Origin of the sequence: Paenibacillus sp. FSL R7-0198, assembly GCF_038000415.1 — a bacterium.
GTDB lineage: Bacteria > Bacillota > Bacilli > Paenibacillales > Paenibacillaceae > Paenibacillus.
The window spans coordinates 2,485,515-2,511,761 of the sequence record NZ_JBBOCB010000001.1 but is presented as its reverse complement, the minus strand read 5'-3'; the positions used below and the strand labels follow the sequence as shown (position 1 = coordinate 2,511,761).

The 26,247-nt window shown below is 46.9% G+C and carries 20 protein-coding genes, 16 tRNA genes, 2 rRNA genes and 1 pseudogene; 37 read left to right on the top strand and 2 right to left on the bottom strand.

The window, feature by feature from the left end; genetic code table 11:
- The 15 genes and pseudogenes from MKY87_RS10920 (at position 1) to MKY87_RS10850 (ending at position 12,324) form a co-directional block, all read left to right on the top strand.
- Positions 1-633, top strand: coding sequence for an MBL fold metallo-hydrolase (locus tag MKY87_RS10920; protein ID WP_340964411.1), 633 nt, complete (start codon positions 1-3; stop codon positions 631-633).
- Between the two features lie 319 nt (positions 634-952).
- Positions 953-1,219: a hypothetical protein gene (locus tag MKY87_RS10915; RefSeq protein ID WP_340964409.1), complete on the top strand. Its 267-nt coding sequence runs from the start codon at positions 953-955 to the stop codon at positions 1,217-1,219.
- Between the two features lie 113 nt (positions 1,220-1,332).
- Entirely contained in the window at positions 1,333-1,869 is a 537-nt protein-coding gene (gene sigY / locus MKY87_RS10910; RefSeq protein WP_340964406.1) for an RNA polymerase sigma factor SigY, read from the top strand.
- The gene (locus MKY87_RS10905; RefSeq protein ID WP_340964403.1) at positions 1,866-2,201 is read left to right on the top strand and encodes a YxlC family protein; all 336 of its coding nucleotides are present in this window, start codon (positions 1,866-1,868) and stop codon (positions 2,199-2,201) included. Before sigY ends, MKY87_RS10905 begins: the two co-directional genes overlap by 4 nt.
- The gene (locus MKY87_RS10900; RefSeq protein ID WP_340964402.1) at positions 2,194-2,424 is read left to right on the top strand and encodes a sigmaY antisigma factor component; all 231 of its coding nucleotides are present in this window, start codon (positions 2,194-2,196) and stop codon (positions 2,422-2,424) included. Before MKY87_RS10905 ends, MKY87_RS10900 begins: the two co-directional genes overlap by 8 nt.
- 132 nt (positions 2,425-2,556) lie before the next feature.
- A pseudogene (locus MKY87_RS10895) lies at positions 2,557-2,941 on the top strand (ATPase).
- Positions 2,942-3,146: 205 nt separating this feature from the next.
- Complete coding sequence (gene gatC, locus MKY87_RS10890; protein ID WP_036607033.1) at positions 3,147-3,434, top strand: Asp-tRNA(Asn)/Glu-tRNA(Gln) amidotransferase subunit GatC; 288 nt, start codon at positions 3,147-3,149, stop codon at positions 3,432-3,434.
- Between the two features lie 27 nt (positions 3,435-3,461).
- Positions 3,462-4,919, top strand: coding sequence for an Asp-tRNA(Asn)/Glu-tRNA(Gln) amidotransferase subunit GatA (gene gatA / locus MKY87_RS10885; protein ID WP_036667997.1), 1,458 nt, complete (start codon positions 3,462-3,464; stop codon positions 4,917-4,919).
- Positions 4,920-4,945: 26 nt separating this feature from the next.
- Positions 4,946-6,385: an Asp-tRNA(Asn)/Glu-tRNA(Gln) amidotransferase subunit GatB gene (gatB, locus tag MKY87_RS10880; RefSeq protein WP_062836483.1), complete on the top strand. Its 1,440-nt coding sequence runs from the start codon at positions 4,946-4,948 to the stop codon at positions 6,383-6,385.
- A gap of 96 nt (positions 6,386-6,481) precedes the next feature.
- Positions 6,482-6,946 carry a GNAT family N-acetyltransferase gene (locus MKY87_RS10875; RefSeq protein ID WP_091038586.1) on the top strand — a complete coding sequence of 155 codons (465 nt, stop codon included), beginning with the start codon at positions 6,482-6,484 and terminating at the stop codon, positions 6,944-6,946.
- Positions 6,947-6,978: 32 nt separating this feature from the next.
- Positions 6,979-7,689, top strand: a complete 711-nt coding sequence (locus MKY87_RS10870; RefSeq protein ID WP_017692302.1) for an MgtC/SapB family protein — start codon at positions 6,979-6,981, stop codon at positions 7,687-7,689.
- A 147-nt stretch (positions 7,690-7,836) separates the two neighbouring features.
- Positions 7,837-8,430 carry a hypothetical protein gene (locus MKY87_RS10865; RefSeq protein WP_307542189.1) on the top strand — a complete coding sequence of 198 codons (594 nt, stop codon included), beginning with the start codon at positions 7,837-7,839 and terminating at the stop codon, positions 8,428-8,430.
- A 26-nt stretch (positions 8,431-8,456) separates the two neighbouring features.
- The gene (locus MKY87_RS10860) at positions 8,457-9,866 is read left to right on the top strand and encodes a DUF4097 family beta strand repeat-containing protein (RefSeq protein ID WP_133387134.1); all 1,410 of its coding nucleotides are present in this window, start codon (positions 8,457-8,459) and stop codon (positions 9,864-9,866) included.
- A 167-nt stretch (positions 9,867-10,033) separates the two neighbouring features.
- Complete coding sequence (gene perR, locus MKY87_RS10855) at positions 10,034-10,456, top strand: peroxide-responsive transcriptional repressor PerR (protein ID WP_026081471.1); 423 nt, start codon at positions 10,034-10,036, stop codon at positions 10,454-10,456.
- A gap of 203 nt (positions 10,457-10,659) precedes the next feature.
- A complete protein-coding gene (locus MKY87_RS10850; RefSeq protein ID WP_340964396.1) occupies positions 10,660-12,324 on the top strand; it encodes a glycosyl hydrolase family 18 protein in 1,665 nt (554 codons plus the stop codon).
- Between the two features lie 260 nt (positions 12,325-12,584).
- Here MKY87_RS10850 and MKY87_RS10845 read toward each other — a convergent pair whose 3' ends face one another.
- Positions 12,585-12,965, bottom strand: a complete 381-nt coding sequence (locus MKY87_RS10845) for a DUF2614 family zinc ribbon-containing protein (protein ID WP_017692307.1) — start codon at positions 12,963-12,965, stop codon at positions 12,585-12,587.
- A 122-nt stretch (positions 12,966-13,087) separates the two neighbouring features.
- Between MKY87_RS10845 and MKY87_RS10840 the strand changes: the two genes are divergently transcribed.
- The 20 genes from MKY87_RS10840 to MKY87_RS10745 all read left to right on the top strand — a co-directional run bounded on the left by MKY87_RS10840 (position 13,088) and on the right by MKY87_RS10745 (position 22,223).
- On the top strand, positions 13,088-13,966 hold the full coding sequence (locus MKY87_RS10840) for a nucleotidyltransferase-like protein (protein WP_340964394.1): 879 nt from the start codon (positions 13,088-13,090) through the stop codon (positions 13,964-13,966).
- 458 nt (positions 13,967-14,424) lie between these two features.
- Positions 14,425-15,977, top strand: a 16S ribosomal RNA gene (locus tag MKY87_RS10835).
- Between the two features lie 313 nt (positions 15,978-16,290).
- A 23S ribosomal RNA gene (locus MKY87_RS10830) occupies positions 16,291-19,213 on the top strand.
- Together the 16S and 23S rRNA genes with 15 tRNA genes alongside form the textbook arrangement of a ribosomal RNA operon.
- A gap of 68 nt (positions 19,214-19,281) precedes the next feature.
- A tRNA-Asn gene (locus tag MKY87_RS10825) sits at positions 19,282-19,357 on the top strand.
- A 3-nt stretch (positions 19,358-19,360) separates the two neighbouring features.
- Positions 19,361-19,452 (top strand) — tRNA-Ser (locus MKY87_RS10820).
- Positions 19,453-19,461: 9 nt separating this feature from the next.
- Positions 19,462-19,533 (top strand) — tRNA-Glu (locus tag MKY87_RS10815).
- Between the two features lie 67 nt (positions 19,534-19,600).
- Positions 19,601-19,676, top strand: a tRNA-Val gene (locus MKY87_RS10810).
- 17 nt (positions 19,677-19,693) lie between these two features.
- A tRNA-Met gene (locus MKY87_RS10805) sits at positions 19,694-19,767 on the top strand.
- Between the two features lie 27 nt (positions 19,768-19,794).
- Positions 19,795-19,872 (top strand) — tRNA-Asp (locus MKY87_RS10800).
- A 95-nt stretch (positions 19,873-19,967) separates the two neighbouring features.
- Positions 19,968-20,043, top strand: a tRNA-Phe gene (locus MKY87_RS10795).
- A gap of 20 nt (positions 20,044-20,063) precedes the next feature.
- Positions 20,064-20,139, top strand: a tRNA-Thr gene (locus tag MKY87_RS10790).
- A 9-nt stretch (positions 20,140-20,148) separates the two neighbouring features.
- Positions 20,149-20,234: transfer RNA gene (locus MKY87_RS10785), tRNA-Tyr, on the top strand.
- Between the two features lie 6 nt (positions 20,235-20,240).
- Positions 20,241-20,314 (top strand) — tRNA-Trp (locus tag MKY87_RS10780).
- Positions 20,315-20,343: 29 nt separating this feature from the next.
- Positions 20,344-20,416: transfer RNA gene (locus MKY87_RS10775), tRNA-His, on the top strand.
- A 22-nt stretch (positions 20,417-20,438) separates the two neighbouring features.
- Positions 20,439-20,513: transfer RNA gene (locus MKY87_RS10770), tRNA-Gln, on the top strand.
- A 4-nt stretch (positions 20,514-20,517) separates the two neighbouring features.
- Positions 20,518-20,592: transfer RNA gene (locus tag MKY87_RS10765), tRNA-Gly, on the top strand.
- A 6-nt stretch (positions 20,593-20,598) separates the two neighbouring features.
- Positions 20,599-20,672, top strand: a tRNA-Cys gene (locus tag MKY87_RS10760).
- Positions 20,673-20,678: 6 nt separating this feature from the next.
- Positions 20,679-20,757 (top strand) — tRNA-Leu (locus tag MKY87_RS10755).
- Positions 20,758-20,921: 164 nt separating this feature from the next.
- Positions 20,922-21,848: a class I SAM-dependent methyltransferase gene (locus MKY87_RS10750; protein WP_338588526.1), complete on the top strand. Its 927-nt coding sequence runs from the start codon at positions 20,922-20,924 to the stop codon at positions 21,846-21,848.
- Between the two features lie 298 nt (positions 21,849-22,146).
- A tRNA-Asn gene (locus tag MKY87_RS10745) sits at positions 22,147-22,223 on the top strand.
- 56 nt (positions 22,224-22,279) lie between these two features.
- Here MKY87_RS10745 and MKY87_RS10740 read toward each other — a convergent pair.
- A complete protein-coding gene (locus MKY87_RS10740; protein ID WP_340964393.1) occupies positions 22,280-24,643 on the bottom strand; it encodes a helix-turn-helix domain-containing protein in 2,364 nt (787 codons plus the stop codon).
- A 584-nt stretch (positions 24,644-25,227) separates the two neighbouring features.
- Here MKY87_RS10740 and MKY87_RS10735 point away from each other — a divergent pair.
- Positions 25,228-25,536, top strand: coding sequence for a LiaF transmembrane domain-containing protein (locus tag MKY87_RS10735; RefSeq protein ID WP_017692311.1), 309 nt, complete (start codon positions 25,228-25,230; stop codon positions 25,534-25,536).
- Between the two features lie 35 nt (positions 25,537-25,571).
- Positions 25,572-26,243: a PspA/IM30 family protein gene (locus MKY87_RS10730; RefSeq protein WP_091037978.1), complete on the top strand. Its 672-nt coding sequence runs from the start codon at positions 25,572-25,574 to the stop codon at positions 26,241-26,243.
- The last annotated feature ends 4 nt before the right edge of the window (positions 26,244-26,247 follow it).

Sequence of the window (26,247 nt, the reverse complement as noted above, 5' to 3'; positions counted from 1 at the left end):
ATGCTTAACATTCGCACGTTTACACTAGGCCCGCTTCAGACCAATGCGTATCTCTTACAAGGAGATGATCCAGGTAAAGCCGTCATTATCGATCCGGGGATGAATCCAGGGCCGCTGCTTAAAGCGATCCAAGACTTGGAGATTGAAGCCGTTCTCCTCACACATGCTCACTTTGATCATATGGGCGGGGTAGATGAGATCCGTAAATTGAAGGGATGTCCCGTTTATCTTCATGATTTGGAGAGTGACTGGCTCACTACCCCGAAATTAAATGGATCTTTGAATTGGCCGCAGGCGACACCACCGCTTTCGACAGATCCTGCTGAATATGCCATGGACGAAGGGCAGAAGCTGAATCTGATTGGTCATACGTTTAAAGTGTTCCATACACCTGGACATTCACCAGGCAGTGTAAGTTTGCTTTGTGATAACGACCTGTTTGCCGGGGATGTGCTGTTCCGCATGGGTGTGGGCAGAACGGACCTGACAGGAGGGCGTGAACGGGATCTGATTGATTCCATCCAGAACAAGCTATATACCTTTGCTGATGAGGTTAAAGTATATCCAGGTCATGGTCCCAAAACGACCATTGGTTATGAGAAACAGAACAATCCTTACGTGTCCGCAAGATAATCCGACATGATATGTGAAGAAAGTCTGGACAAGTGACAACTTTTTCATTAGAATAGCAATTAGTTGTTACAAGCGTTAAGGCATCATCTAACTGAAGCATTACCAAGAAACACCCAACCTCGCGAAGCACGCAGACTGTGGTCTATACCCGGTTTGCGTTCTTTTTTTGTTTTCAGCCCCTTTTTATCGCAGAATTAGCCTTTTTTACGCTACATAGAGATGCAAGATGCGCTTCGTCACAAGCCAGTTTGAGACCAATAGAAAGTTAGTAGCAAGTACAGATTGTTTAGAAATGATGGGTTTAAGAAAATAGTAGATTATGAGAGTGGGGAATATCAAAGTGGAGAAAACAAGAGTTATTCCGTTGGGACAGCGTGTCGAGTATCCGATTATGGAAGAAAACCGTCGCATATTGGAAAGTGGGAAAAGAGAAACCGGTACCGAGCAAACTTTAATACATAACCCTGGCGTGACCGGAGGAGTGATGAAGTCTCAGCAGAATATATGGACAAGCCGTGTATTAAGAAACGGAGCCCGCAACCAACCGTGGTTCGACAAGCTGCAAGATTACCGGAATGAAGTCTGATTGCCCGGGAAATTGTCGGGTTTGATTTTTTTTTTTTTTTTTTTGATTCCATTGAACGTTTCTGCAGAGCCTGTCGTATTAACTCCAGATTGAACGGGAAGCAGGTGATGATCATGATAAAGGCAGCTGAACTGGAAGAGGTACGCAGAGCAGTATCGGGAGACGATAGCGCACTCGCGGCGTTGCTACAACGTCACTACACGTTTGTGTATAAGTATCTTGTCAAAGTGACGATGGACGCAAACCTCGCAGAAGAGACGGTGCAGGATACGATGATTCGTTGTATGGAAAATATCCACCGATATGATGGCACGTCTGCCTTTTCATCATGGATGATTACCATTGCGACCCGGATCTATATCGATAAGACAAGACGTAGGAAGAGAGAGCAGAGCTGGCTTAGTCTTATCCGTGATCAGGCTGTACGTCGATTTCGCTGGCAGCTTGAGAGTCGGAATGAAGAATGGACAGATGTCATGGATGCGATGACAAGGCTGACACCCGAACATCGTGTGGCAGTGCTGCTGAAGCATTATTATGGATACGGATATGACGAGATTGGCGAGATGTTGGGTGTTCCCACCGGAACGGTGAAGTCTCGGACAGCCTACGGTCTCCGTCAGTTAAGAAAGGAGCTGGAACAAGGATGAGCAGATCAGATGATGCACAAGAACAAGAGGTTGTAGAGCGATTGCAGCAACATATGAAAGTACTTGATGATGCATTTGAGCCGAAAAACATACCTTCACTAGGTTCACTTGAAGCCCAAGTCAGAGAACGAAGACAGATCAGACGCCGAACCAATTGGATCGAGATGATATGTTTCTGGTTGGTAGGGTTGCTTGCCATTACGTTCGGGGCATTATTGTTCGTATCTGCTCCAGCTCTATATTTGAGTATCCAGGCTCTTGGTACAGCTGTTGCCGTGATTTTAGTTGTGATCTGGGCAGGACGGCGTCGGAAGGAGGTTCATCATGAATAAAGTGCATTATTCATTGGATGAAATTTCTCCAATATGGCTTATACTGCTTGGCATTTTTCTCCTGGTTCAGGGCACATGGATTTTTCAGGACGCACGCAGACGTGGACGTTTCCCTTGGTTATGGGGATTATGGGGAATCACCGGATTTCCCACGCCGCTTATTATATACTGGTTTGTCGTGATTCGATCACAGCGCAAGCCAGGTGCACGAAATCAGAAATAACATCATTTTAAAAATGGAAAAAAAGATTTTGCACAAATATGTTGTTTAATTCTAGTATTCCTAGACATCGTTATTCTTTTCTAGTAGACTATACAAATAAATATTAATGATAGACTACCAGGAGGTTAGACGATGCTGCGATTAGGAGAGAAGGTTGTCATCGTCGCGGATGCGTTTGAGCAGAATCTTCCTGTGGGGGAATATGGTTTCATCATCGCTTATGACCGGAATCCGGACAATGCGTTCGATTACGTGCTTCGAGTGCCGCAGGTGAACCGGAACTTTTTTGTTCCATCCGGCGACGTCGATCTGGAAGAGGTTCTGCTGAAGCAGGAAGCTGAGCGGGTCGAGCGAGAAGCGTTGATAGATTACGCCCTTTGCGACACACAATGAGAAGCTGTTTCATCATTTGATGAACGGAGATTTTCAAGCTGTGGAAGAGGAAGAGGAAACCGCGAACGATGTAATGTCACAGGCGGATTTTATAAAGCAGGTTAATCTGCGTGCATGGATTTAGAATTTTAAGAGTCGGCTGATGCCGGCTCTTTTTTATTTTATAAGTTCGTTTTTGGCTTCCCGGAAGACTGTCAGGTCATTTGCATTGAATTGTCGAACTATCTCACCTATAATGAAAAAAGTTATCTTGAGACTTTAGCCCGTTAAACGAGCGATTCGTTTCAGGTCGTTTCGGGAATCAGAACGAATGAAGGAGGCATCCGCTAATGAGTATTTCGAATAATGACGTTCAGCATGTGGCCAAGCTGGCCCGGCTCAACTTGACTGCTGAAGAAGAACAGACCCTGACAGGTCAGCTGAACGCGATTTTAAAATATGCAGAAAAGCTAAATGAGCTGGATACGGAAGACATCGAACCTACCACTCACGTTCTGCACGTAAGCAATGTCATGCGTGAAGATGAGACCAAAGAAAGCCTGTCGATTGAACAGGTGATGCGTAATGCACCGGAAGAAGAAGACGGGCAGTTTAAAGTGCCTGCTGTAATGGAATAACGGATAACCGGAAGGAGGACAAAAACTGTGAGTTTATTTGAACAATCGTTGCCTGAGTTACATAACAAGCTGCATGCCAAAGAGCTGTCGGTCAGCGATCTGGTGGATCAGGCGTATCAGAACATTGGCGCGCATGATGATAAAGTTAAGGCATATTTGGCACTGGATGAAGAACAAGCACGCGCTCGTGCACGTCAACTGGATGACCGTTTGGTTAGCGGCGAGGAGAAAGGTTTGCTCTTTGGTCTGCCTGTAGGTATTAAGGATAATATCGTTACGAATGGACTGCGCACGACGTGTGGCAGCCAATTCCTTCGTAATTTCGACCCGGTGTATGACGCGACAGTTGTCGAGAAATTGAAAGCTGCGGACACCGTAACTATTGGTAAACTCAACATGGACGAATTTGCCATGGGCGGCTCCAATGAGAATTCAAGTTTCTCCCCTGTACGTAATCCATGGGCACTTGATCGTGTTCCCGGAGGTTCCAGCGGTGGTTCTGCAGCAGCTGTGGCTGCGGGAGAAGCTTACTTCACGCTTGGATCAGATACAGGTGGCTCCATCAGACAGCCTGCTTCATATTGCGGTGTTGTTGGATTGAAGCCAACGTACGGACTTGTTTCCCGCTTTGGATTGGTTGCATTTGCATCATCCTTGGATCAGATTGGACCTTTGACGAAAAATGTTGAAGATTCTGCTTATGTATTGCAAGCCATTGCTGGTTATGACGCCAAAGATTCGACATCTGCAAAAGTAGAAATCCCGGATTATTTGAGCGGACTGACAGGTGATGTCAAAGGACTTCGTATTGCTGTTCCGAAAGAATACATCGGTGAAGGCGTCGATCCACAAGTGAAAGAAACGGTTTTGTCTGCATTGAAAGTTCTTGAAGGACTCGGGGCAACATGGGAAGAAGTATCCCTTCCGCATACCGAATATGCGGTGGCAACGTATTACCTGCTGGCATCTTCAGAGGCTTCTTCAAACCTGGCTCGATTTGATGGCGTGCGTTATGGCGTGCGTGCAGACAATCCGGACAACTTGCTGGATCTGTATCATCAGTCCCGCAGCCAAGGCTTTGGTCCCGAAGTGAAACGGCGTATTATGCTCGGAACGTATGCACTCAGCTCGGGTTACTATGATGCCTATTATCTGAAAGCACAGAAGGTACGTACATTGATCAAACAGGATTTCGACAATGTATTTGCCAAATATGATGTGATTATCGGACCAACTGCGCCAACTACGGCGTTCAAACTGGGTTCACAGGTGGATGATCCGCTTACGATGTATCTGAACGATATTTTGACGATTCCGGTTAACCTTGCTGGTGTACCTGCTGTTAGCATTCCATGTGGATTCTCGGATGGATTGCCTGTTGGCCTGCAGATTATCGGTAAAGCCTTTGATGAAACAACCGTATTGCGTGTAGCGCATGCGTTTGAACAAAATACAGAATTCCACAAGCAGCGTCCGCAGCTGTAGACTGCCCGGAACGGAGGAATATAGAAATGTCCGCATCTAAATATGAAACGGTCGTTGGACTTGAAGTCCACGTGGAGTTGCATACCAACTCCAAAATTTTCTGTGGCTGCTCCACAGCTTTTGGAGCTCCGCCCAACACGCATACCTGCCCGGTCTGTCTCGGACATCCGGGCGTACTGCCTGTACTGAATCGTCAGGCGGTAGACTACGCGATGAAGGCAGCGATGGCCCTGAATTGTACGATTGCTGATGTCAGCAAGTTTGACCGTAAAAACTACTTTTACCCCGATTCACCAAAAGCCTACCAGATCTCACAATTCGATCAACCGATCGGTGAGAACGGCTGGATTGATATCGAAGTGAATGGTGAAACGAAACGAATCGGCATCACGCGTCTTCACTTGGAAGAAGATGCAGGGAAGCTCACGCATATCGATGGCGGATACGCTTCTTTGGTGGACTTTAACCGTGTTGGTACGCCACTCGTGGAGATTGTATCCGAGCCTGAGATTTCTTCTCCGGAAGAGGCACGTGCGTATCTTGAAAAATTGCGTGCGATCATGCAGTACTGTGATGTATCGGACGTGAAGATGGAAGAAGGTTCACTGCGTTGCGACGCCAACATCAGTTTGCGTCCACATGGACAGGAGAAGCTGGGAACAAGAGCTGAGCTGAAAAATATGAACTCCTTCCGTGGTGTTCAGCGTGGTCTCGAATATGAACAATATCGTCAGGCTGAAATTCTGGATGATGGCGGTGAAGTGGTTCAGGAGACGCGTCGTTGGGACGAAGCTCAAGGAAAAACACTGTCGATGCGTGGTAAGGAACAGGCGCATGACTACCGTTATTTCCCGGACCCCGATCTCGTGAAGCTGCATATTGATGCAGCCTGGAAAGAGCGCATCAAGGCTACCATACCTGAGCTCCCAGACGAACGTAAAGCTCGTTACACGGCTGATTACGGATTGCCTAGCTATGATGCAGAGGTTATTACTTCATCCAAGGCTATAGCTGATCTTTTCGAAGATAGCTTGAAATTCACTCAGGATGCCAAATCCGTATCCAACTGGATCATGGGCGACTTGCTGGGTTACCTGAATACGAGCAATCTTGAGGTGACTCAGGTCCCACTGACAGGTCAGGGTTTGGGTGAGATGATCGGGCTGCTGGAGAAGGGCACCATTAACAGCAAAATCGCCAAAACGGTATTCAAGGAAATGCTGGAGAGCGGCAAGCTTCCACAGCAGATCGTTGAAGAGAAGGGTCTTGTGCAGATTAGTGATGAAGGCGCCATTCTTGCCATCGTTGAGCAGGTTGTAGCGAATAACCCTCAATCCGTGGAAGACTATAAAGCTGGTAAACAAAAAGCCATTGGCTTCCTTGTGGGTCAGGTTATGAAAGAAAGTAAAGGCAAGGCGAATCCTGCTTTAGCCAACCAACTGCTTGCAGATGTACTGAACCGCTAATCCTTCCGGTGAGGCCGGACAGAAAGAGGCTCGTCCCTGTGACAGCCTCTTTTTGGTATTGATAGATACAAATGTATTTCGGACGGGGGAACGGATATGAACATTCAACCATTGTCACTGAGTGATCTGGAGATGTTGGGACAGTTATGGAGACTACAACATGTAGCTTATCGATTGGAAGCCGAAATCATCGGATTTCAGGAGATTCCTCCTTTGATGGATACGATGGAGACACTGCGGGATTGTGGAGAGAGCTTTTATGGTTGTATCCATGATGACGGAGATCTTATCGGGGCTGTCGCTGTGGCGGAGGAAGAGGAGAATACACTGACCATCACACGAATGATGGTGCACCCGGATCACTTTCGCAAGGGAATTGCGGCATCTTTGATGACGTATGTGTTGGAACAGCATGCGGATCTTCCACGTTATATCGTCTCCACAGGAACGCTGAACCAACCCGCAGTCAATCTGTACACCAAATTTGGTTTTAATCCCGTGGAGGTCACACAGATTGCACCTGGAGTGGAATTAACGACTTTTCACAAGAATAAACTTTAATAATATTAACAACTTGAGGAGGAATACCGACTTTGGGCGATCCCTGGTTCATTGATGAGTGGCACATTTTATTACGATTATTGCTGGCTATGCTGCTTGGAGGGCTCGTAGGCCTGGAGCGGGAACGGTCCAATCATGCTGCCGGTTTGCGTACCCATATCCTGGTATGTCTTGGCTCTGCACTGATTATGATGTTGTCTGTTTATGGCTTTAAAGATTTTGCTAATGAATTAAATGTAAGGATCGATCCAGCACGTCTGGCTACTGCTGTAATTACTGGTGTCGGATTCTTGGGAGCAGGGACAATTCTCTTCACGGGAAAATCCATTACCGGACTGACTACAGCTGCTTCAATCTGGGTTGTTGCAGCCATTGGGCTCGCAGCAGGGGCGGGATTCTTTTTTGCCTCTATCGTATCAACCGTTCTGGTATTGCTTAATCTCTGGGTCTTTAACAAATTAGAGCTGAGGTATTTACGAGGGAATAAACTGCATGTTGTTACACTTCATACCTTGTCAGAACCCGGTTTTCTCGAACAACTGTCTTCATGTATGGAGCAGGAAAAGATCAAAATACGTAAAATCACTGTGAATGAACAAGACCTGGCTTATGCAGAGATGGTGTCGGTTGAACGTAAAATTGAGATTGTTTTACATGTTCAGGTACCGCATGATTTCCAAACTGTAGGCTTGGTATCCAAGTTAAGACAATGGGAACACGTTACCAAGGTATCGATCGAATAAATGAATTACAACCCTCCCCAGGCCAGTAGTGCCGGAGGGTTTTTGGTCATATCCATATTTCTTCCAGTTACTCTCCTTGCTCTTTAGGGTACTATCTAACCAAATGCATGAAGAGCGGAAGGTCAGATCAGAAGAGAGGAGTATGTTATGAAACGGAGACGTCAATCGAACAAAAAGACCCGTACAGTCCAGGCCAAACCGGTCAGGAATCGGACTCACAAGTTTATTGCGGGATTACTGAGTGCCATTATTCCTGGTCTGGGTCATATTTATCTAAGATTGTACATGAGAGGTTTGACCTTTATGCTGCTTGTTTTGCTTGATCTGTCAGCAGTATTGTACTTCTCATCCATTGGAATACAGATCAATGTGCCATTGCTCATCTTACTGGCTTTGTGTATCCCGGTTATTTACTTTTACAATGTATATGATGTGTTGCAATCTGCAGATTGGGTCATGATGCGCAGACGTAGAGCAGTGACCCAGGCAACTTCGGACAAGCCGATAACTAATGAACGTTCTACACGAGATGCAATGATGGTCTGGGAGAGAGGCATATCGTTTGGATTACTTCTGATTGTGGGAGGGTCTTTGATGGTGCTGTTTTTCCGCAAACCACGTTGGTTTCAAGAGATTCTCGCCATGTACGGCGGATATTCATTTGCGGTTCTCATGATCGTAGGCGGTTTGCTTTTGTTTGGTCGTGAATTCTGGGTTATGTTGAACAAGAAAAAAATGTAGTGGAAACGACACAAGGAGGGAACGTGATGAACCGTAAAGTCCGGGTTGGCCGCTATACGGCTGCCGCCTTAATCATAGCGGTCGGTGTGCTGTTGATTTTGGATAAACGGTGGGGAACTGACTATGTATATGAGATGGTGGACTGGTGGCCATTTTTGCTCGTTGTTTTAGGTGTTGAATATATTGTGCTGTTCCTGTGGACACGCAGAAGAAACAAGGTGCAATCGGATAACCCGAGCAATCCTGATGAGCAAATCAAAGTACGCTTCAGACCCGATGCCAAAGGCATTCTAACCTCACTGATTTTGGCAGCTTCCGTATTTATCGTCACCGAGCAGGATCACTACATGCACTTATGGAATAGAGTGAGTCTAAATCTCGGAGCGGCATCCATGGACTACAGTCAAGCGGCAGGATATATGGAGGATAAGGGCACGATTCGTGTACCTGTTCGCATGGATACGTCGGATCTTGTGGTCGAAGGTGTCAACGGAGATATCTCGGTACAACGCGGAGATACGGATGAGATTGAAGTACGGACGGTGATCTGGGTAGATCAGACGACGGAAGTACAGGCAAAGGCCGTTGCAGCAGCCTCTTTTGTAGAGACCGATGGTACAAAAGTAATTTATATCAAGGCTACAGGCAAGACGTATGGAGACAATGAAAAAACGCAGCCACGTATGAATCTTACCATTACGATCCCGGATGATCGTCGTTTTAATCTGGATATTCGAACTTCCAATGGAGCCATATTATTAAACCGTCCGGAAGCCATTAGTACCATACTGGCCGAAACGGGTAACGGACGTATCCGGATTACCAATGCTGTTGGAGATATCTCAGGGAAAACGTTGAACGGAGATGTCATTGTAGCCAACGCCATCGGTAATGTGGATCTGGACAGTAACCGTGGCGACATGAAGGCTCGCGGTATTTCCGGCGATGTAGATCTTACTACACAAGTGGGAAGTATCAGTATTGCGGACTCCGTTGGTGAATTCACCGCAGAGACACGCAACGGCAATATTACGCTGGATGGAGCCAATCTGGGAATCAAAGCCCAATCGCTTAATGGCAGTATTAACATCATATCTACCAAAGTCGGAGGGGACTGGGATGTGTACAGTGCGGTGGGAGCCATTAACGTATTACTTCCTGATCGTGGAGACTACAGTCTTGCGGGTTCCAGCAGTTATGGAGATTTAAGTACGGATCTGCCGTTCAAAGTACAGAATAAAACCATAGAAGGCCAGCTCGGTGAGGGCGAGTACAGGGTGAAAATTGAAGGCAACAGTGATCTCACCATTCAGAGCAACCCGGCTGTATCTACGCCTGAAACAGTTACACCTGATTCTGAAGATACGGCTGAGAATCTGGAACAGACTACCGAGGACGGACCAAATTCCCAGGAGGATTCTACAGAGGTTCCTTGACTGCCGCGTTGACAATAAACTTGTAATCGCCGTACAATAAATGTACACTGGCAAGATTACACGGCATGAAAGATGGATTGTCGTTCTTAATGGCCGGGAATCAACTCTGAGCGAGGAGACAGTAACTTACTCTTCACCAGAGAATGAAAGGTAAGGCGGTGGGTTTTATGGCAACACGTGTCCAACATGCGTTGGAGCATCTGAAAACGACCGGTGTCCGTATTACACCCCAGCGTCATGCCATATTGAACTATCTGATGGAATCCATGGGGCATCCGACAGCCGATGAAATTTACCGAGCCCTTGAACCCCAATTTCCCAGTATGAGCGTGGCAACGGTATATAATAATTTGAAGATGTTTCTGGAAGCTGGCATGGTCCGGGAATTGACATACGGAGATAATTCAAGTCGCTTCGATGCCAATGTGACGGATCATTATCATGTTATCTGTGATCAATGCGGCAAGATTGAAGACTTCAGCTATCCTTCACTCAAAAGTGTAGAGCTTCAAGCGGAGTCTAGTACAGGATTCGAAGTACACGGTCACCGATTGGAAGTATACGGCGTTTGCAAAAGTTGCAGGGATTAAGAGAGTTGAATTACAATATTAACGTGCAGAATTCAGTATGGATTCTTCACGTTTTTTTAGCATTTATGCAAAAGGCTCATCTTTATAACAACTTATGCGCACATCCTTATGATCAGCATAATTAACGGAGGTAGACGTTTGGGTAGAAAAAGCAGATATACACGTCAGAAGCGACGTTCATTTTGGCCCGGTTTTCTGGGGGCTTGTCTAATCGCCGGGGGGCTTACTGGCTTATAACAAATGTATGGTTGAACCAGACCCATGAAGACCCCGACTGGGTAGGAAGAAGCCAGCCTATTTTTGTAGACGGGCAACTGATGGATGGAGACGCTCTGGGTACAGGAGATCAACTCAAGTTGCCTGTAGATGTGCTGCAAGAAGCGATTGATGCAGGCATACGTTATGAATCAGAATCGGGAGATATCATCATTGCCTCTCCTCAGCGAGTCCTTCATATGAAAGATGGAAGCACACAAGCAGAACTTAACCACAAAGATTATCCTATGACAGTTAAGCCTGAGGTTAAGGACGGAGAAGCCTATATTCCGCTCAAACCTTTGAAAGAAGTATATGGCATAACCGTACAGGAAGATTCGGTAACAGGTGCTGTACTGCTGATGCGTGGAGGAGACAAGATACAATATGCAGAGGTTGATACGTTGTCATCCAAAGCAGACAAGACGGTGCCGTTATATAAACGTGGGGGAGAATCCTCACCAATCATTGCCGATATGAAAAAGGATGCACGGGTACGTGTATGGCAGACGGGTGATAAACAGAGTTTTGTTCAACTCGATAATGGATATGCCGGATATGTAGATAATGATTATATTGCACTCACTGAGAAAAAGAAGGTGGACTTGCCCAAGTATACGCTGACTGCAGCAGAGAAAAAGTGGCAAAATAAACCGGTAAACCTGGTTTGGGAAGCCGTGTACAATCGTCAGCCTGATGTGGGCTCTATCGGTAAAATGCCCGGTGTGAATGTAGTCAGCCCCACATGGTTTCATATTACGGACGGACAGGGCACTGTGAAAAGCAAGGGAAACCAAGCTTATGTAAACTGGGCTCACCGTTCGGGTATGGAAGTATGGGGACTCATGGATAACAGCTTTGATCCGGACGTTACCAAAGAAGCTGTAGCTTCTTACGAAACACGTACTCATATCATTGAGCAGATGTTAGAGTATGCACAGACGTATCAATTGGATGGTATCAATATCGATTTTGAGAACGTGTATACCGATGACGGGCCGAATATTACGCAGTTTGTGCGCGAGATCAAGGCGATGGCTCGTATACATGGATTGATGTTATCAATCGATGTAACACCAAAATCGAACAGTGAGATGTGGTCTGCCTTTCTGGATCGCCGTGCATTAGGTTCTTTTGCAGACTATGTTATTGTGATGGCTTATGATGAACATTGGGCGGCCAGTCCTAAGGCAGGTTCGGTTGCATCTCTGCCTTGGACCGAGGCTTCCATGAGACGCATACTTGAGGAGGATGAAGTCCCTTCTAACAAGTTGATCATGGCGGTTCCGCTCTATACCCGGATATGGACGGAAGAGACGAATGATCAGGGTGAGGTTAAAGTGTCTTCCAAAGCGGTGGGCATGAATACCATCGTGGAGCTGATCAAAGAGAAGAAACTCAAACCTGAACTGGATCAGGCAAGTGGACAGAACTATGTGGAATATAAGGAAGACGGAGCTACCAAGAAAATATGGATCGAAGATGCCGTGTCCCTTCAGGCGCGGGTGGATTTGATTGCTTCGTTGAAGCTGGGCGGAGTAGCAGCTTGGAACCGGAGTTTTGCTAATGCTTCTGCATGGGAGGTATTGAAGCAGGCCGGTTACCAGAAATAATTTACTCGAACTCAGAGTGTCTGCTTGGTTCAATTTGTTTTCGCTAAGCTCAAAGTTTCTCCTTGGATACCATCATACGTACAGTCTACCGTTTTATTGGTCGTAGAACTTATAACTGAACTTCATATTTTAGCTATTGATAACAGCAACAAGGGCTTACTTATAAGCCAAGCCCAAAAAGGTCCGGTAAACATACCGGGCCTTTTTTTGTTCTTCAATGAAATTAAGGTAAAGCATTTAGCGTTGGAGATCATTTTGTGCTAACCATCGGTGGGGGGAGCTTGTGTAGAAGGCGCTTTCAGTTGTTGACTGGTCATATTGGCCTTATTAGGGTCTAGGGTGAGGATGGTATGACAGAACATACAACGATCCGTTTTGCCAAGCATTTTGGTTAACTTCCCGCATTCCGGACAGTCGACTTGTACTGCGCTGGTGGAGAGCATACCCGCCCAGAAATAAATGGCTAGACTGGCCATCATGGCAATCAGTCCGATGACAAGTCCTACAGCTGCGAAGACCTTTCCTGCATGTCCCCAGAAAACAATCCCGGCTGTTCCCAGTATCATTAGGCCCATACCTAGCATGGTCAGTAGTAATCCCCAAGTGCGAAAAGCATTAATTTTTGCTGATTTAAAAATCATGAAAAATGCTCCTATCGTATGAGTAGTATTGGACCTGGAAAAGAAGGAAACTTCAGTCTGGATGTAGAATTACATTATAACTGACTTGGCGCTTATCTGCCATGAAATGTATGGAGGGAATCGTGGAATTAAAGAACCTTGCTTTTTTGTCCGAACAGTCGGAAGAGACAGGGGCAGTTGGGGCTATCGCTTATTCCCACCCGGGAGAGCGATTCCACGGCTCCCTAATTCAAGATTTCGAATTATTAGTACTTGTTGTTCATAATGATGATCAATTAAAGTCGGCGGTGGGACATTACAGATATGGTGATCTTCGTTATCAAATGATCTATGCGAGCCGTCATGAATTAAAGAGTAGCGTAGTTACCGGGAATCAGAATAATCTCACCCAGTGTCTGATTGAAGGTGAGATTATCTGGGAAGCGGACAGCACCTTAAGTGATTTGCGAGAAGAACTGTCTGCTTTCGGGACAGAACTGCGTGAGCAGAAGTTGCTACATGAATTCACCAGTTTCTTGAGAATGTATGTAGAGGCGAAACGTCATATTCAGGAAGGTCATGTGGTAGACGCCTACTACAATGTATTAGAGGCTCTGGGGAACTGGGCAAGAATTGTATTGATTGAACAGGGGATATACCCGGATCATGCCGTCTGGACACATGTGCAGAATCTGGATCGCGCTTTATGGAAACTATATCAAGAGCTTACCGTAAGCTCGGAGACGCTGGAGCAGCGAGTAGAGCTTGTCCTGCTTGCCTGTGAGTTTTCCGTAATGTCCAAAATGAGTGAATGCTCAGAACTGCTGCTGCGTGTGTTAAGAAGTCGCAAGGAGCCGTGGAGCATGAATGAACTTGTTCATCATCCGCAGTTAAGATTTGTTCGAGAAGATCTGCCTTTGGTTATACGTAAGCTGGTCTTTCGTTCTATTGTAAAAGAATCGGCAGGATGGCCATCGATCGAAGGAGAGGGCCGGGAAATCCGGTATTGGATTGAGACATAAACTTCTCCATAAGTCGGGCATTATATTGATCACATAAGGGAGGGGAAACCTTCCTTTTTTGTTTGTTTAATAATTTATAAAAAAATGTTGACTCTGATTCGAAATATATGATACATTATATTTCGTTCCTCAAATGAGATTATCGCCAACAAACGATAAATTCTTCAGAGGGAAAGTGAAGAACTAAAGCTTCAAAAAAAGAAATTTAAAAAAAGTTCTTGACGAAAACAAACGAAATGTGATACATTATTTAAGTCGCCGCCGAAACTTGGTTGAGACGGAAAAGAAGTGAAACAAATCGTGTTTGATCTTTGAAAACTGAACAACGAGTGAGTAAACATTCTGCTTGCAGAATGAACGCGAAAGTTTGAAACAAGCCTTGGCTTGGATCGACTGGAGCACAAATGAGATTTTAATCTCGTCAGATTCAAAATGAGCTTATCGCTCTTTTCAATACTTTATTGGAGAGTTTGATCCTGGCTCAGGACGAACGCTGGCGGCATGCCTAATACATGCAAGTCGAGCGGACTTGAAGAGAAGCTTGCTTCTCTGATGGTTAGCGGCGGACGGGTGAGTAACACGTAGGCAACCTGCCCTCAAGTTTGGGACAACTACCGGAAACGGTAGCTAATACCGAATAGTTGTTTTCTTCGCCTGAAGGAAACTGGAAAGACGGAGCAATCTGTCACTTGGGGATGGGCCTGCGGCGCATTAGCTAGTTGGTGGGGTAACGGCTCACCAAGGCGACGATGCGTAGCCGACCTGAGAGGGTGATCGGCCACACTGGGACTGAGACACGGCCCAGACTCCTACGGGAGGCAGCAGTAGGGAATCTTCCGCAATGGGCGAAAGCCTGACGGAGCAATGCCGCGTGAGTGATGAAGGTTTTCGGATCGTAAAGCTCTGTTGCCAGGGAAGAACGCTTGGGAGAGTAACTGCTCTCAAGGTGACGGTACCTGAGAAGAAAGCCCCGGCTAACTACGTGCCAGCAGCCGCGGTAATACGTAGGGGGCAAGCGTTGTCCGGAATTATTGGGCGTAAAGCGCGCGCAGGCGGTCATTTAAGTCTGGTGTTTAATCCCGGGGCTCAACCCCGGATCGCACTGGAAACTGGGTGACTTGAGTGCAGAAGAGGAGAGTGGAATTCCACGTGTAGCGGTGAAATGCGTAGATATGTGGAGGAACACCAGTGGCGAAGGCGACTCTCTGGGCTGTAACTGACGCTGAGGCGCGAAAGCGTGGGGAGCAAACAGGATTAGATACCCTGGTAGTCCACGCCGTAAACGATGAGTGCTAGGTGTTAGGGGTTTCGATACCCTTGGTGCCGAAGTTAACACATTAAGCACTCCGCCTGGGGAGTACGGTCGCAAGACTGAAACTCAAAGGAATTGACGGGGACCCGCACAAGCAGTGGAGTATGTGGTTTAATTCGAAGCAACGCGAAGAACCTTACCAGGTCTTGACATCTGAATGACCGGTGCAGAGATGTACCTTTTCTTCGGAACATTCAAGACAGGTGGTGCATGGTTGTCGTCAGCTCGTGTCGTGAGATGTTGGGTTAAGTCCCGCAACGAGCGCAACCCTTATATTTAGTTGCCAGCACTTCGGGTGGGCACTCTAGATAGACTGCCGGTGACAAACCGGAGGAAGGTGGGGATGACGTCAAATCATCATGCCCCTTATGACCTGGGCTACACACGTACTACAATGGCCGGTACAACGGGCTGCGAAATCGCGAGATGGAGCCAATCCCAACAAAGCCGGTCTCAGTTCGGATTGCAGGCTGCAACTCGCCTGCATGAAGTCGGAATTGCTAGTAATCGCGGATCAGCATGCCGCGGTGAATACGTTCCCGGGTCTTGTACACACCGCCCGTCACACCACGAGAGTTTATAACACCCGAAGTCGGTGGGGTAACCGCAAGGAGCCAGCCGCCGAAGGTGGGATAGATGATTGGGGTGAAGTCGTAACAAGGTAGCCGTATCGGAAGGTGCGGCTGGATCACCTCCTTTCTATGGAGAATCGTTTCCTGCAACGGAAACATTCAAATACAAAATCTAGCCAGGTCGGCTAGTTACTCACTCGTTGCTCAGTTTTGAGAGCTCAAACTCTCAAACAGCTTGCTTTTGCATGGAGCTTGTTCTTTGAAAACTAGATATCGAAACGAAACAAACGCGAATTAGAACATTCCTTTAAGCTGATCTTGTGTAAACAAGTGAAGTGTTTTTATAAGGTAGATTGCACGTACGATGGTATCGAGTGGGAGCAACTTTTGGCTTTGCGCAAGCAAAACAAGGGAAGCGAGCAGTCGGAACCGGAGCACGAGGTTAAGCTACTAAGAGCACACGGAGGATGCCTAGGCGCTAGGAGCCGATGAAGGACGTGGCGAACAACGAAACTGCCTCGGGGAGCTGTAAGCAAGCTTTGATCCGGGGTGTCCGAATGGGGAAACCCAGCTGGGGTAATTTCCAGTTACACCTAACTGAATACATAGGTTAGTGTGAGGCATACCAGGGGAACTGAAACATCTAAGTACCCTGAGGAAGAGAAAACAATAGTGATTCCGTCAGTAGCGGCGAGCGAACGCGGAGAAGCCCAAACCAGAGAGCTTGCTCTTTGGGGTTGTGGGACGTCTCACATGGAGTTACAAAGGAACCGGTTAAGCGAAGAGGTCTGGAAAGGCCCGCCAAAGAAGGTAAAAGCCCTGTAGTTGAAAGTCTGTTCCCTCCGAGACGGATCCCGAGTAGTGCGGGGCACGTGAAACCCCGTATGAATCCGGCAGGACCATCTGCCAAGGCTAAATACTTCCTAGCGACCGATAGTGAAGCAGTACCGTGAGGAAAGGTGAAAAGCACCCCGGAAGGGGAGTGAAATAGAACCTGAAACCGTGTGCTTACAAAAAGTCAGAGCCCGTTTTAGGGGTGATGGCGTGCCTTTTGTAGAATGAACCGGCGAGTTACGTTCCCGTGCAAGGTTAAGGTGAAGAGCCGGAGCCGCAGCGAAAGCGAGTCTGAATAGGGCGACTTAGTACGTGGACGTAGACCCGAAACCGGGTGATCTACCCCTGTCCAGGGTGAAGGTGCGGTAACACGCACTGGAGGCCCGAACCCACGCATGTTGAAAAATGCGGGGATGAGGTGGGGGTAGCGGAGAAATTCCAATCGAACTCGGAGATAGCTGGTTCTCCCCGAAATAGCTTTAGGGCTAGCCTCGGAAAACAGAGTCGTGGAGGTAGAGCACTGATTGGGTGCGGGGCCCGCAAGGGTTACCAAGCTCAGTCAAACTCCGAATGCCATAGACTTACTTCCGGGAGTCAGACAGTGAGTGCTAAGATCCATTGTCAAAAGGGAAACAGCCCAGACCATCAGCTAAGGTCCCCAAGTGTGTGTTAAGTGGGAAAGGATGTGGAGTTGCACAGACAACCAGGATGTTGGCTTAGAAGCAGCCACCATTGAAAGAGTGCGTAATAGCTCACTGGTCGAGTGACTCTGCGCCGAAAATGTAACGGGGCTAAACACACCACCGAAGCTATGGCTTGATGCTTTGCATCAGGGGTAGGGGAGCGTTGTATAAGGGTTGAAGGTGTACCGTAAGGAGCGCTGGACATTATACAAGTGAGAATGCCGGTATGAGTAACGAAAAGATCAGTGAGAATCTGATCCGCCGAAAGCCTAAGGGTTCCTGAGGAAGGCTCGTCCGCTCAGGGTAAGTCGGGACCTAAGGCGAGGCCGAAAGGCGTAGTCGAAGGACAACAGGTCGAAATTCCTGTACCACCGTAAGCCGTTATGAGCAATGGGGGGACGCAGTAGGGTAGTGACGCGGACTGATGGATGTCCGTCTAAGCAGTAAGGCTGATGTGTAGGCAAATCCGCACATTGTAAGGCTGAGCTGTGATGGGGAGCGAAAATTGTAGTAGCGAAGGTCATGATCTCACACTGCCAAGAAAAGCCTCTAGCCAGGTGAAGGTGCCCGTACCGCAAACCGACACAGGTAGGCGAGAAGAGTATTCTAAGGCGCGCGGAAGAACTCTCGTTAAGGAACTCGGCAAAATGACCCCGTAACTTCGGGAGAAGGGGTGCCCCGGTAGTGTGAATAGCACGAGGGGGCCGCAGTGAAAAGGCCCAAGCGACTGTTTAGCAAAAACACAGGTCTGTGCGAAGCCGTAAGGCGAAGTATACGGGCTGACGCCTGCCCGGTGCTGGAAGGTTAAGGGGAGTGGTTAGGAGCAATCCGAAGCTGTGAACCGAAGCCCCAGTAAACGGCGGCCGTAACTATAACGGTCCTAAGGTAGCGAAATTCCTTGTCAGGTAAATTCTGACCCGCACGAATGGCGTAACGACTTGGGCGCTGTCTCAACGAGAGATCCGGTGAAATTTTAATACCTGTGAAGATGCAGGTTACCCGCGACAAGACGGAAAGACCCCATGGAGCTTTACTGCAGCTTGATATTGAATTTGGGTACGATCTGTACAGGATAGGTGGGAGCCTTTGAAACGTGAGCGCCAGCTTGCGTGGAGGCAACGTTGGGATACCACCCTGATCGTATCTAGGTTCTAACCTGGTACCGTAATCCGGTGCGGGGACAGTGTCAGGTGGGCAGTTTGACTGGGGCGGTCGCCTCCTAAAGAGTAACGGAGGCGCCCAAAGGTTCCCTCAGAATGGTTGGAAATCATTCGAAGAGTGCAAAGGCATAAGGGAGCTTGACTGCGAGACCTACAAGTCGAGCAGGGACGAAAGTCGGGCTTAGTGATCCGGTGGTACCGCATGGAAGGGCCATCGCTCAACGGATAAAAGCTACCCTGGGGATAACAGGCTTATCTCCCCCAAGAGTCCACATCGACGGGGAGGTTTGGCACCTCGATGTCGGCTCATCGCATCCTGGGGCTGAAGTAGGTCCCAAGGGTTGGGCTGTTCGCCCATTAAAGCGGTACGCGAGCTGGGTTCAGAACGTCGTGAGACAGTTCGGTCCCTATCTGTCGTGGGCGTAGGAAATTTGAGAGGAGCTGTCCTTAGTACGAGAGGACCGGGATGGACGTACCGCTGGTGTACCAGTTGTTCCGCCAGGAGCACCGCTGGGTAGCTATGTACGGACGGGATAAACGCTGAAAGCATCTAAGCGTGAAGCCCCCTCAAGATGAGATTTCCCAGTATGTAAGACCCCTTGAAGACGACGAGGTAGATAGGCTGGGGGTGGAAGTGCAGCAATGCATGGAGCTGACCAGTACTAATCGGTCGAGGGCTTATCCAAATATGCAAGTGATAATTCGCGTGTTTCGTTTCGAATCTAGTTTTCAGAGAACGATCTCTGAAGCATATTCCCTGATAGCTCAGTTGGTAGAGCACTCGACTGTTAATCGAGTTGTCACAGGTTCGAGCCCTGTTCGGGGAGCCATATGGAGAGGTGTCCGAGCTGGCCGAAGGAGCACGATTGGAAATCGTGTAGGCGTCACAAGCGTCTCGAGGGTTCGAATCCCTCTCTCTCCGCCATAATATTAAGGCCCGTTGGTCAAGGGGTTAAGACACCTCCCTTTCACGGAGGTAACAGGGGTTCGAATCCCCTACGGGTCATAATAACTTCAAAAAAAGAAGTTGATTTTTACAACAAGATTATGGTATGATCATAAATGTGTTGTTCGGAGGCTTAGCTCAGCTGGGAGAGCATCTGCCTTACAAGCAGAGGGTCGGGGGTTCGATCCCCTCAGCCTCCACCATATAACTTTTATAACGACGCGGGGTGGAGCAGCCCGGTAGCTCGTCGGGCTCATAACCCGAAGGCCGCAGGTTCAAATCCTGCCCCCGCAATTATACTTTCCTTTGAGAAAGTGATCTGGAACCGTGGTGTAGTTGGCCTAACATGCCTGCCTGTCACGCAGGAGATCGCGGGTTCGAATCCCGTCGGTTCCGCCATTTAATCTTTACATGAGGCAAACTGTTCACTACATCTGCTGTATGGCACTGATGCCCTATATAAAGTGTAAGGAATTAAGATTAGACTTTATTATGGCTCGGTAGCTCAGTCGGTAGAGCAGAGGACTGAAAATCCTCGTGTCGGCGGTTCGATTCCGTCCCGAGCCACCATTTTTAAAATAATTTAATATGCCGGTGTAGCTCAACTGGTAGAGCAACTGACTTGTAATCAGTAGGTTGGGGGTTCAAGTCCTCTCGCCGGCACCATGTAATCCTGGAGGATTAGCGAAGTGGCCAAACGCATCAGACTGTAAATCTGCTCCCGTACGGGTTCGGTGGTTCGAATCCATCATCCTCCACCAGTTTTTAGGGGCATAGTTTAAAGGTAGAACAACGGTCTCCAAAACCGTTGGTGTGGGTTCAATTCCTGCTGCCCCTGCCAATTAACTTTTTAGAAAATAACCTTTTGTGGCGATCGTGGCGAAGTGGTTAACGCACCGGTTTGTGGATCCGGCATTCGGGGGTTCAATTCCCCTCGATCGCCCCTTTGTTTTTTCATTTTTTATTGGGGATTAGCCAAGCGGTAAGGCAACGGACTTTGACTCCGTCATGCATAGGTTCAAATCCTATATCCCCAGCCATTATGCGGACGTGGCTCAGCGGTAGAGCATCGCCTTGCCAAGGCGAGGGTCGCGGGTTCGATTCCCGTCGTCCGCTCCAAAATATGGCGCCATAGCCAAGTGGTAAGGCACAGCTCTGCAAAAGCTTTATCCCCAGTTCGAATCTGGGTGGCGCCTCCAGCATATGCCGGCGTGGCGGAATGGCAGACGCGCTCGACTCAAAATCGAGTGGGAAACCGTGGAGGTTCGAGTCCTCTCGCCGGTATATTGAATAGCCCTACATGTTGCTTATGCAATGTGTAGGGCTATTTTTATTTTATATGAAACGATTTATGTGCAGTAAGAAAATCTAGAGTTAAAGATTGACGTATGATTATATAAAGTATATTGTAGATAAGTAAAGTCTTTAATGTAGAGGAGTGAAGTAGAGTGACTGATGGAAAAAATGTATCGGATACCGATCTGTTATTTGATCTTTCTGTATGGGAAGAGGCATGGAAGAATCGTCCGAGAAGTTCAAATTATAAGAAGAAAAGCGTCCCCTCTAATACAGAAGAAGCATTTGGGCGGTGGGCCAGGGATTATCATGCACAGTCGTTCACTGAAGAAGGAAAGCAGCGTTCTGAGCGCATTATGGGCTGGATTGAGAATCAGGGTGTAGAATTTGCAGGGTTATCCATTTTGGACATTGGAGCAGCCTCAGGCATATTTACGATTCCTTTTGCGGAAAAGGGGGCAAGTGTGACCGCAGTTGAGCCTTCGGAGTTGCTTGTCTCCCTTATGAAAGAGACGATACCTTCATCTTTGGAATCCAATATCGAAATCGTAAACGAACGATATGAGGAAATCTCCATTAAGGATAAGGGTTGGGAGAAAAAATATGACTTTGCATTTGCATCCATGTGTCCAGCAATGTCGGATTGGGAAACGATTGAGCAGGCGATTAATTGCGCCCGGAAGTATGTGTATATAAGTACTATGGCGGGACAGAAGGAACACACACTAATGGATGAACTTAAGGATGTACTGGGTGTAACTTCTTCACACAAGGTCGGCGATATGGGGTATATCCAACAATTGTTGTATCTGAAGGGGTATTCATACACCATGATCATTACGAAAGAAGTTAACTCATTTGAAATACCGGTGGAAGAGGTTGTAGAGAAGCTGCCAGAATGGCTTAATACGTATGAGTTACCATCGGATGAAGATTCTCTCAGACTGGCTGAGAAGTATATTCGGGATACGTACAAGGATAGTACGGTGACCTTCTCACGCGGAGCAAGGTTTGGTAAAATTCTAATCCAACTGGAACAGCCCAATATGAAAACAGTTCGTACTAAGGATAAGCGATAAATCGGATAAGCTCGGCACGTGTACTAATAAACGGGAATTGAGGCGGACAATGTAGTCTAACGTCTAAGATGACGCTAGCAAGCATCACAATGCTGTGCCAAAAGATGAACGGTTGAAACATATGAAGTTAAGATTGCAGAAGTGAAGTTGTAAGTGAAGGGAGCAGGTTATGTGCTCCCTCTTTTTTGAAGCACTTATATCGACCGCTTTGAACCAGACCCTCGTTTATTTAGAGATGTTCGAGACAACGAAAAACAAAACACATACCTCGTTTTCAGAGAGTGATCTCTTAAGCATATTCCCTGTTATTTCAGTTGGTAGAGCACTCGACGGTTAATCGAGTTGTCACAGGTCCGAGCCCTGTTAGGGGAGCCATATGGAGAGGTATCCAAGCTGGCCGAAGGAGTACGACTTACAATCGTGCTCCTTTTCTAATTTCTGTTCGACACTTCTACTTTCTGCTTACGCTCCCGGTACTGGCCGGGTGTGATTCCTTCCCACTTACGAAATGATCGGATAAAGTTTTGCGGATTATTGTACCGAAGTCGTGCTGCGATATCTTTAACGGTTAGATCACTTTCGTCCAGCCATTTTTTAGCGATATTAAATCGGTACTTGGTCAGATATTCACTAAATGCACAGCCTGTCTCTTTGCGGAAAACACTACTTAAGTAGTTGGCATTGTAGTGAAGCTTAACAGCACATTCCTCAAGCGTCAGATCCTTATCATAATCTTGATGAATCATGGCAATCATTTTCTCAGATATATGCTGATACTGGGCATACTGTCTCGCTTTAAAAACCTGAATAACGGGCAAGATGACTTGATGGTTAAACCAATCCTCAACTTCAGCAGCGTACTGCAAACCATGAAGTTCATGAAACATCGAGCCACGACCTTGGGAGATCTGTCCGAGTCGTATGCCGGATTCCTGAGTCATTTGCAAAATATGCGTGAGTAGCCTCGTAAGAGCCACCTCATACTCCTCGGGTGTAACCTCCATACCAAAGATCACTTCAAGCAGTTGTTGCAAAAAAGCAGAGGCCTGGACTTCGTCCGCATTTTGAATAGCTTGGATCAACGAATATTCCAATGATTCCGGGTAGGTCATGGACCAAGTGGGAGCGTAATAATCTATGTTCTCATATTGAAAAATAATGCCTGTTCCCAGCTTCATCCGATGCCTTAGTGCTTCCATGGCTTCTGTGTAAGCTTGAGGGATGTGATATATAGAGCTGTGCGGCTGGCTGAATCCTATACTGACTTGAAGAGCCAGAATCTTGTCCATCTGTTGCTGTAACTGGTCTGTTAATACATATAGCTGCTGTGAAAAAATAAACTGATCCTGTTCAACGGTCCCAATCACCGTGACTACCGTATGTTCCAGCACAATGGGAAGCAATTGTTGGTTATGCACAACCGTTTCCGCCAATATATTTTGAATAGCGAATAATAAGAGGTCACGATCACAAGCTCTATATTTTGTATGATTAACAAGATCTGCCTGTAATGTAATAACAGCAATTTGTTGCCATTCCCGAACCTGATGCGTGTAGCCATATTCATTCAAGGTGTCATGAAGAGTATGCACAGGGCTCCTGCCCTGGAACAGATTCATCATAAAATGAGTGCGAATCTGCAACAGATGCATATTAAGTGTGTTCTCTAATTGGGAGCGAGAGGCAGATAATTGTGAGACTCCTGCTCTAATCTGTTCGAACTCATCAGAAAATGGTGGTGATTGCTGAGCTAATGTGTTTCCTTCTTTGGACAGGTGGTTGTCACCAAGTTGGGTTAAAAGTTTACGAATCGGGACATGCATTCGCTTGGATCCGAGCCAGGCGAGTAATAATGAAAGTAAAAGTAAGAAGATACTGATATACAAGGTGTGCAATCCGATATCGATATATTCTTGTGTCAGAATATTGGTAGGTGAGATTAGAACATAAGTCCATCCTTTTAAGGTAGAAGGGCTATACGTCAGAGTATAATGTGTATCGGCGATCTTAACTTCCCGTTTTTCAAAGCCTGTTGAAAATGTGATGGGTGATAGTTTGGTTATGTTGGCTTCCGCATCCACATCGTGTAATCCAATGGCAGACAACGGTTGTCCAATGTATACAGGATCGGGGTGGACCAAGATACGTTGCTCCCGATTCAAAATGATCAGTCCTGAGGCAGCATTGCCTAAGGAGGCTTCTCCTAGTGTATTTTGCAAAGAGCATGCAGGAATTCCCGCAATCAGAGCAGCATCGGAAGACGTATTTAGATTCGGAATAGATCTCGCAAGGGCAATATGATAAATACAGCCTGTACCGGGTGAACGCTCATCATTACTGAACACCGATGAAGGGGAGAGCTGCCATCCAGAGGTAATCGTATCCGATATCAATTCCTTCATTGGAAGAGCCAGCGGAAAATCCGTATTACGATATAATCCGGCATGATCAATGAGCCAATTCTGAGATTGATTCACCAGGGTAATATCCAGCAAAGGTTCCCATGACCTCATATTCTTAAATTCACTCTGTAGCTTGTCGGCAAGCAAAGGCCCTTTCACTTCCAGTGAAGAAGAAGCAGACAGGGAACGGAGAGTTACTGGGGAGCGAACGGCCTGATCAAGCATATAACTGACTGTAGCGAGTTTGTGCTCTACGTTGGATTGCATTTGTTCCAGCAACTGTCTGTTGGCCTGCGTACGATGCAGCTCAGTTTGGTTTGATGAATAGATAAATGCGGCAATTCCCGTTAACAAAATGGGCAGGGTGCTTAACAGGATTCCAAAGATGATCATTTTATGGAGATAGCTGATTGGTCGCACAGTCTCAGTTCCACCCCTGACATTAGAAATAGTAACACTTTCTATTTTAGTAAACGCTTACATATAGAACAATCTAAATTTTGTTTATTTGGATAAATAAGTAATTTTACGAGAGGGTATAGAAGTAGAGATAAGGGATTGCTGATAGATGATCTTGCAGAAACGGCTAGAGAAACGGCTTGGACTGACTATCCAACACGGAATCATGAGAAACGAAATTGCAGTGTGAACGTAAATAGAGACATGGACATCATTCTCTCTACAGGTCGATATCGGCTAAAGGGTAGCCTGAATACGGGTAATGGAAGGTATCTGGAGTGTTATTCAGCTTAGGTGGAACGTTGGTCTTATACAGGGACAGTCAAAGGTCCAACTAGATCCCCGACCTGAGTCTAGGATGAAAAACCGTCCACGGTCTGTTTTGAAAAGTCGCGGAATCCCCTAGAATAAGGACATAAGGTTAAACAAGAAACACGGAAACAAAAAAACAAGAAACAAACGAACAAATGACTCAACACATTAAAACGAACGAATGGAAAGGGCGGTGAACAACAATTATGAGATTGAATAAGGGAAATGGCTGGGCGATTGTATTGATTGCGCTGGGTGCACTACTCCTCTTCGGAAAGTTAACTCCACTTCTTGGACACTTAATGGGTTATCTGATTCCAGTCCTGATGATTGCACTGGGATACTACGGAGTTAAACGAGGGAATGTGATGCTTGGCTGGATTGTTCTCATCATCGGTATCATCTCACTGATGGGTAAACTGGCATGGTTGATCGGACCGATCATCGCGATCGGGTTAATCATCTTTGGTATCTCAATGCTAAGCAATAACCGCAGTCGTCGTGGTCGGTACTAAGTTTTCACGATTATGAAAAGGAGGGACAGAACATAATGAGTGTATTTCGTCGAATGCGGGATATTACCGTAGCCAATCTGAACGAACATTTGGAGCAAAGTCAGGATCCAGTCAAACTGATTGATCAGTTCCTGGTCTCGACCCGCCAAGACATCGGTGAAGCCGAGAAACTTCGTCATCAATATGCAAGCCATACCAGACAAATGAAACAACAAGCCGATCAGGCAGCAGGTATGGTGAACAAACGGGAAGAACAGGCTTCCATGGCTCTGAAAGCAGGGGAAGAACATCTCGCTAAGCTGGCCTTGCAGGAGAAAATCCTCCACGAGGAAAAAATGGAACAGTACAATGAATTGTATGCACAAAGTTATGCGGCATTACAGGAGCTGGATGAACAGATCGACCAGCTGAAGGTTGAATATCAGAATGTATACAGCAAACGTCAATATTACTACGCTCGTATGCAGACGATTCAGTTACAACAACGTATGAACCAGAGAGGCAATCACAACGGTCAGAATGTACCCCGTATGTTTAACCGACTGGATGACCAAGTCTCTGATCTCGAATATGAAGCACAAAGTCTCCGCGATATCCGGCGGATGAGTCAAGATGGTTCAGGAGTGACTGGCAGCATGTCATCCTCTACGCTGGATAAGGAACTGGAACGCTTAAGACAGAAATTGAACAATGACAGAAAGGAGTAGTCAC

What these genes read in the sequence shown, in the direction of transcription:
- MKY87_RS10920 (WP_340964411.1), top strand. Translation starts at nt 1, where the DNA reads ATGCTTAACATTCGCACGTTTACACTAGGCCCGCTTCAGACCAATGCG.
- MKY87_RS10915 (WP_340964409.1), top strand. Translation starts at nt 953, where the DNA reads ATGAGAGTGGGGAATATCAAAGTGGAGAAAACAAGAGTTATTCCGTTG.
- sigY (WP_340964406.1), top strand. Translation starts at nt 1,333, where the DNA reads ATGATAAAGGCAGCTGAACTGGAAGAGGTACGCAGAGCAGTATCGGGA.
- MKY87_RS10905 (WP_340964403.1), top strand. Translation starts at nt 1,866, where the DNA reads ATGAGCAGATCAGATGATGCACAAGAACAAGAGGTTGTAGAGCGATTG.
- MKY87_RS10900 (WP_340964402.1), top strand. Translation starts at nt 2,194, where the DNA reads ATGAATAAAGTGCATTATTCATTGGATGAAATTTCTCCAATATGGCTT.
- gatC (WP_036607033.1), top strand. Translation starts at nt 3,147, where the DNA reads ATGAGTATTTCGAATAATGACGTTCAGCATGTGGCCAAGCTGGCCCGG.
- gatB (WP_062836483.1), top strand. Translation starts at nt 4,946, where the DNA reads ATGTCCGCATCTAAATATGAAACGGTCGTTGGACTTGAAGTCCACGTG.
- MKY87_RS10875 (WP_091038586.1), top strand. Translation starts at nt 6,482, where the DNA reads ATGAACATTCAACCATTGTCACTGAGTGATCTGGAGATGTTGGGACAG.
- MKY87_RS10865 (WP_307542189.1), top strand. Translation starts at nt 7,837, where the DNA reads ATGAAACGGAGACGTCAATCGAACAAAAAGACCCGTACAGTCCAGGCC.
- MKY87_RS10860 (WP_133387134.1), top strand. Translation starts at nt 8,457, where the DNA reads ATGAACCGTAAAGTCCGGGTTGGCCGCTATACGGCTGCCGCCTTAATC.
- perR (WP_026081471.1), top strand. Translation starts at nt 10,034, where the DNA reads ATGGCAACACGTGTCCAACATGCGTTGGAGCATCTGAAAACGACCGGT.
- MKY87_RS10845 (WP_017692307.1), bottom strand. Translation starts at nt 12,965, where the DNA reads ATGATTTTTAAATCAGCAAAAATTAATGCTTTTCGCACTTGGGGATTA.
- MKY87_RS10740 (WP_340964393.1), bottom strand. Translation starts at nt 24,643, where the DNA reads ATGATCATCTTTGGAATCCTGTTAAGCACCCTGCCCATTTTGTTAACG.
- MKY87_RS10735 (WP_017692311.1), top strand. Translation starts at nt 25,228, where the DNA reads ATGAGATTGAATAAGGGAAATGGCTGGGCGATTGTATTGATTGCGCTG.
- MKY87_RS10730 (WP_091037978.1), top strand. Translation starts at nt 25,572, where the DNA reads ATGAGTGTATTTCGTCGAATGCGGGATATTACCGTAGCCAATCTGAAC.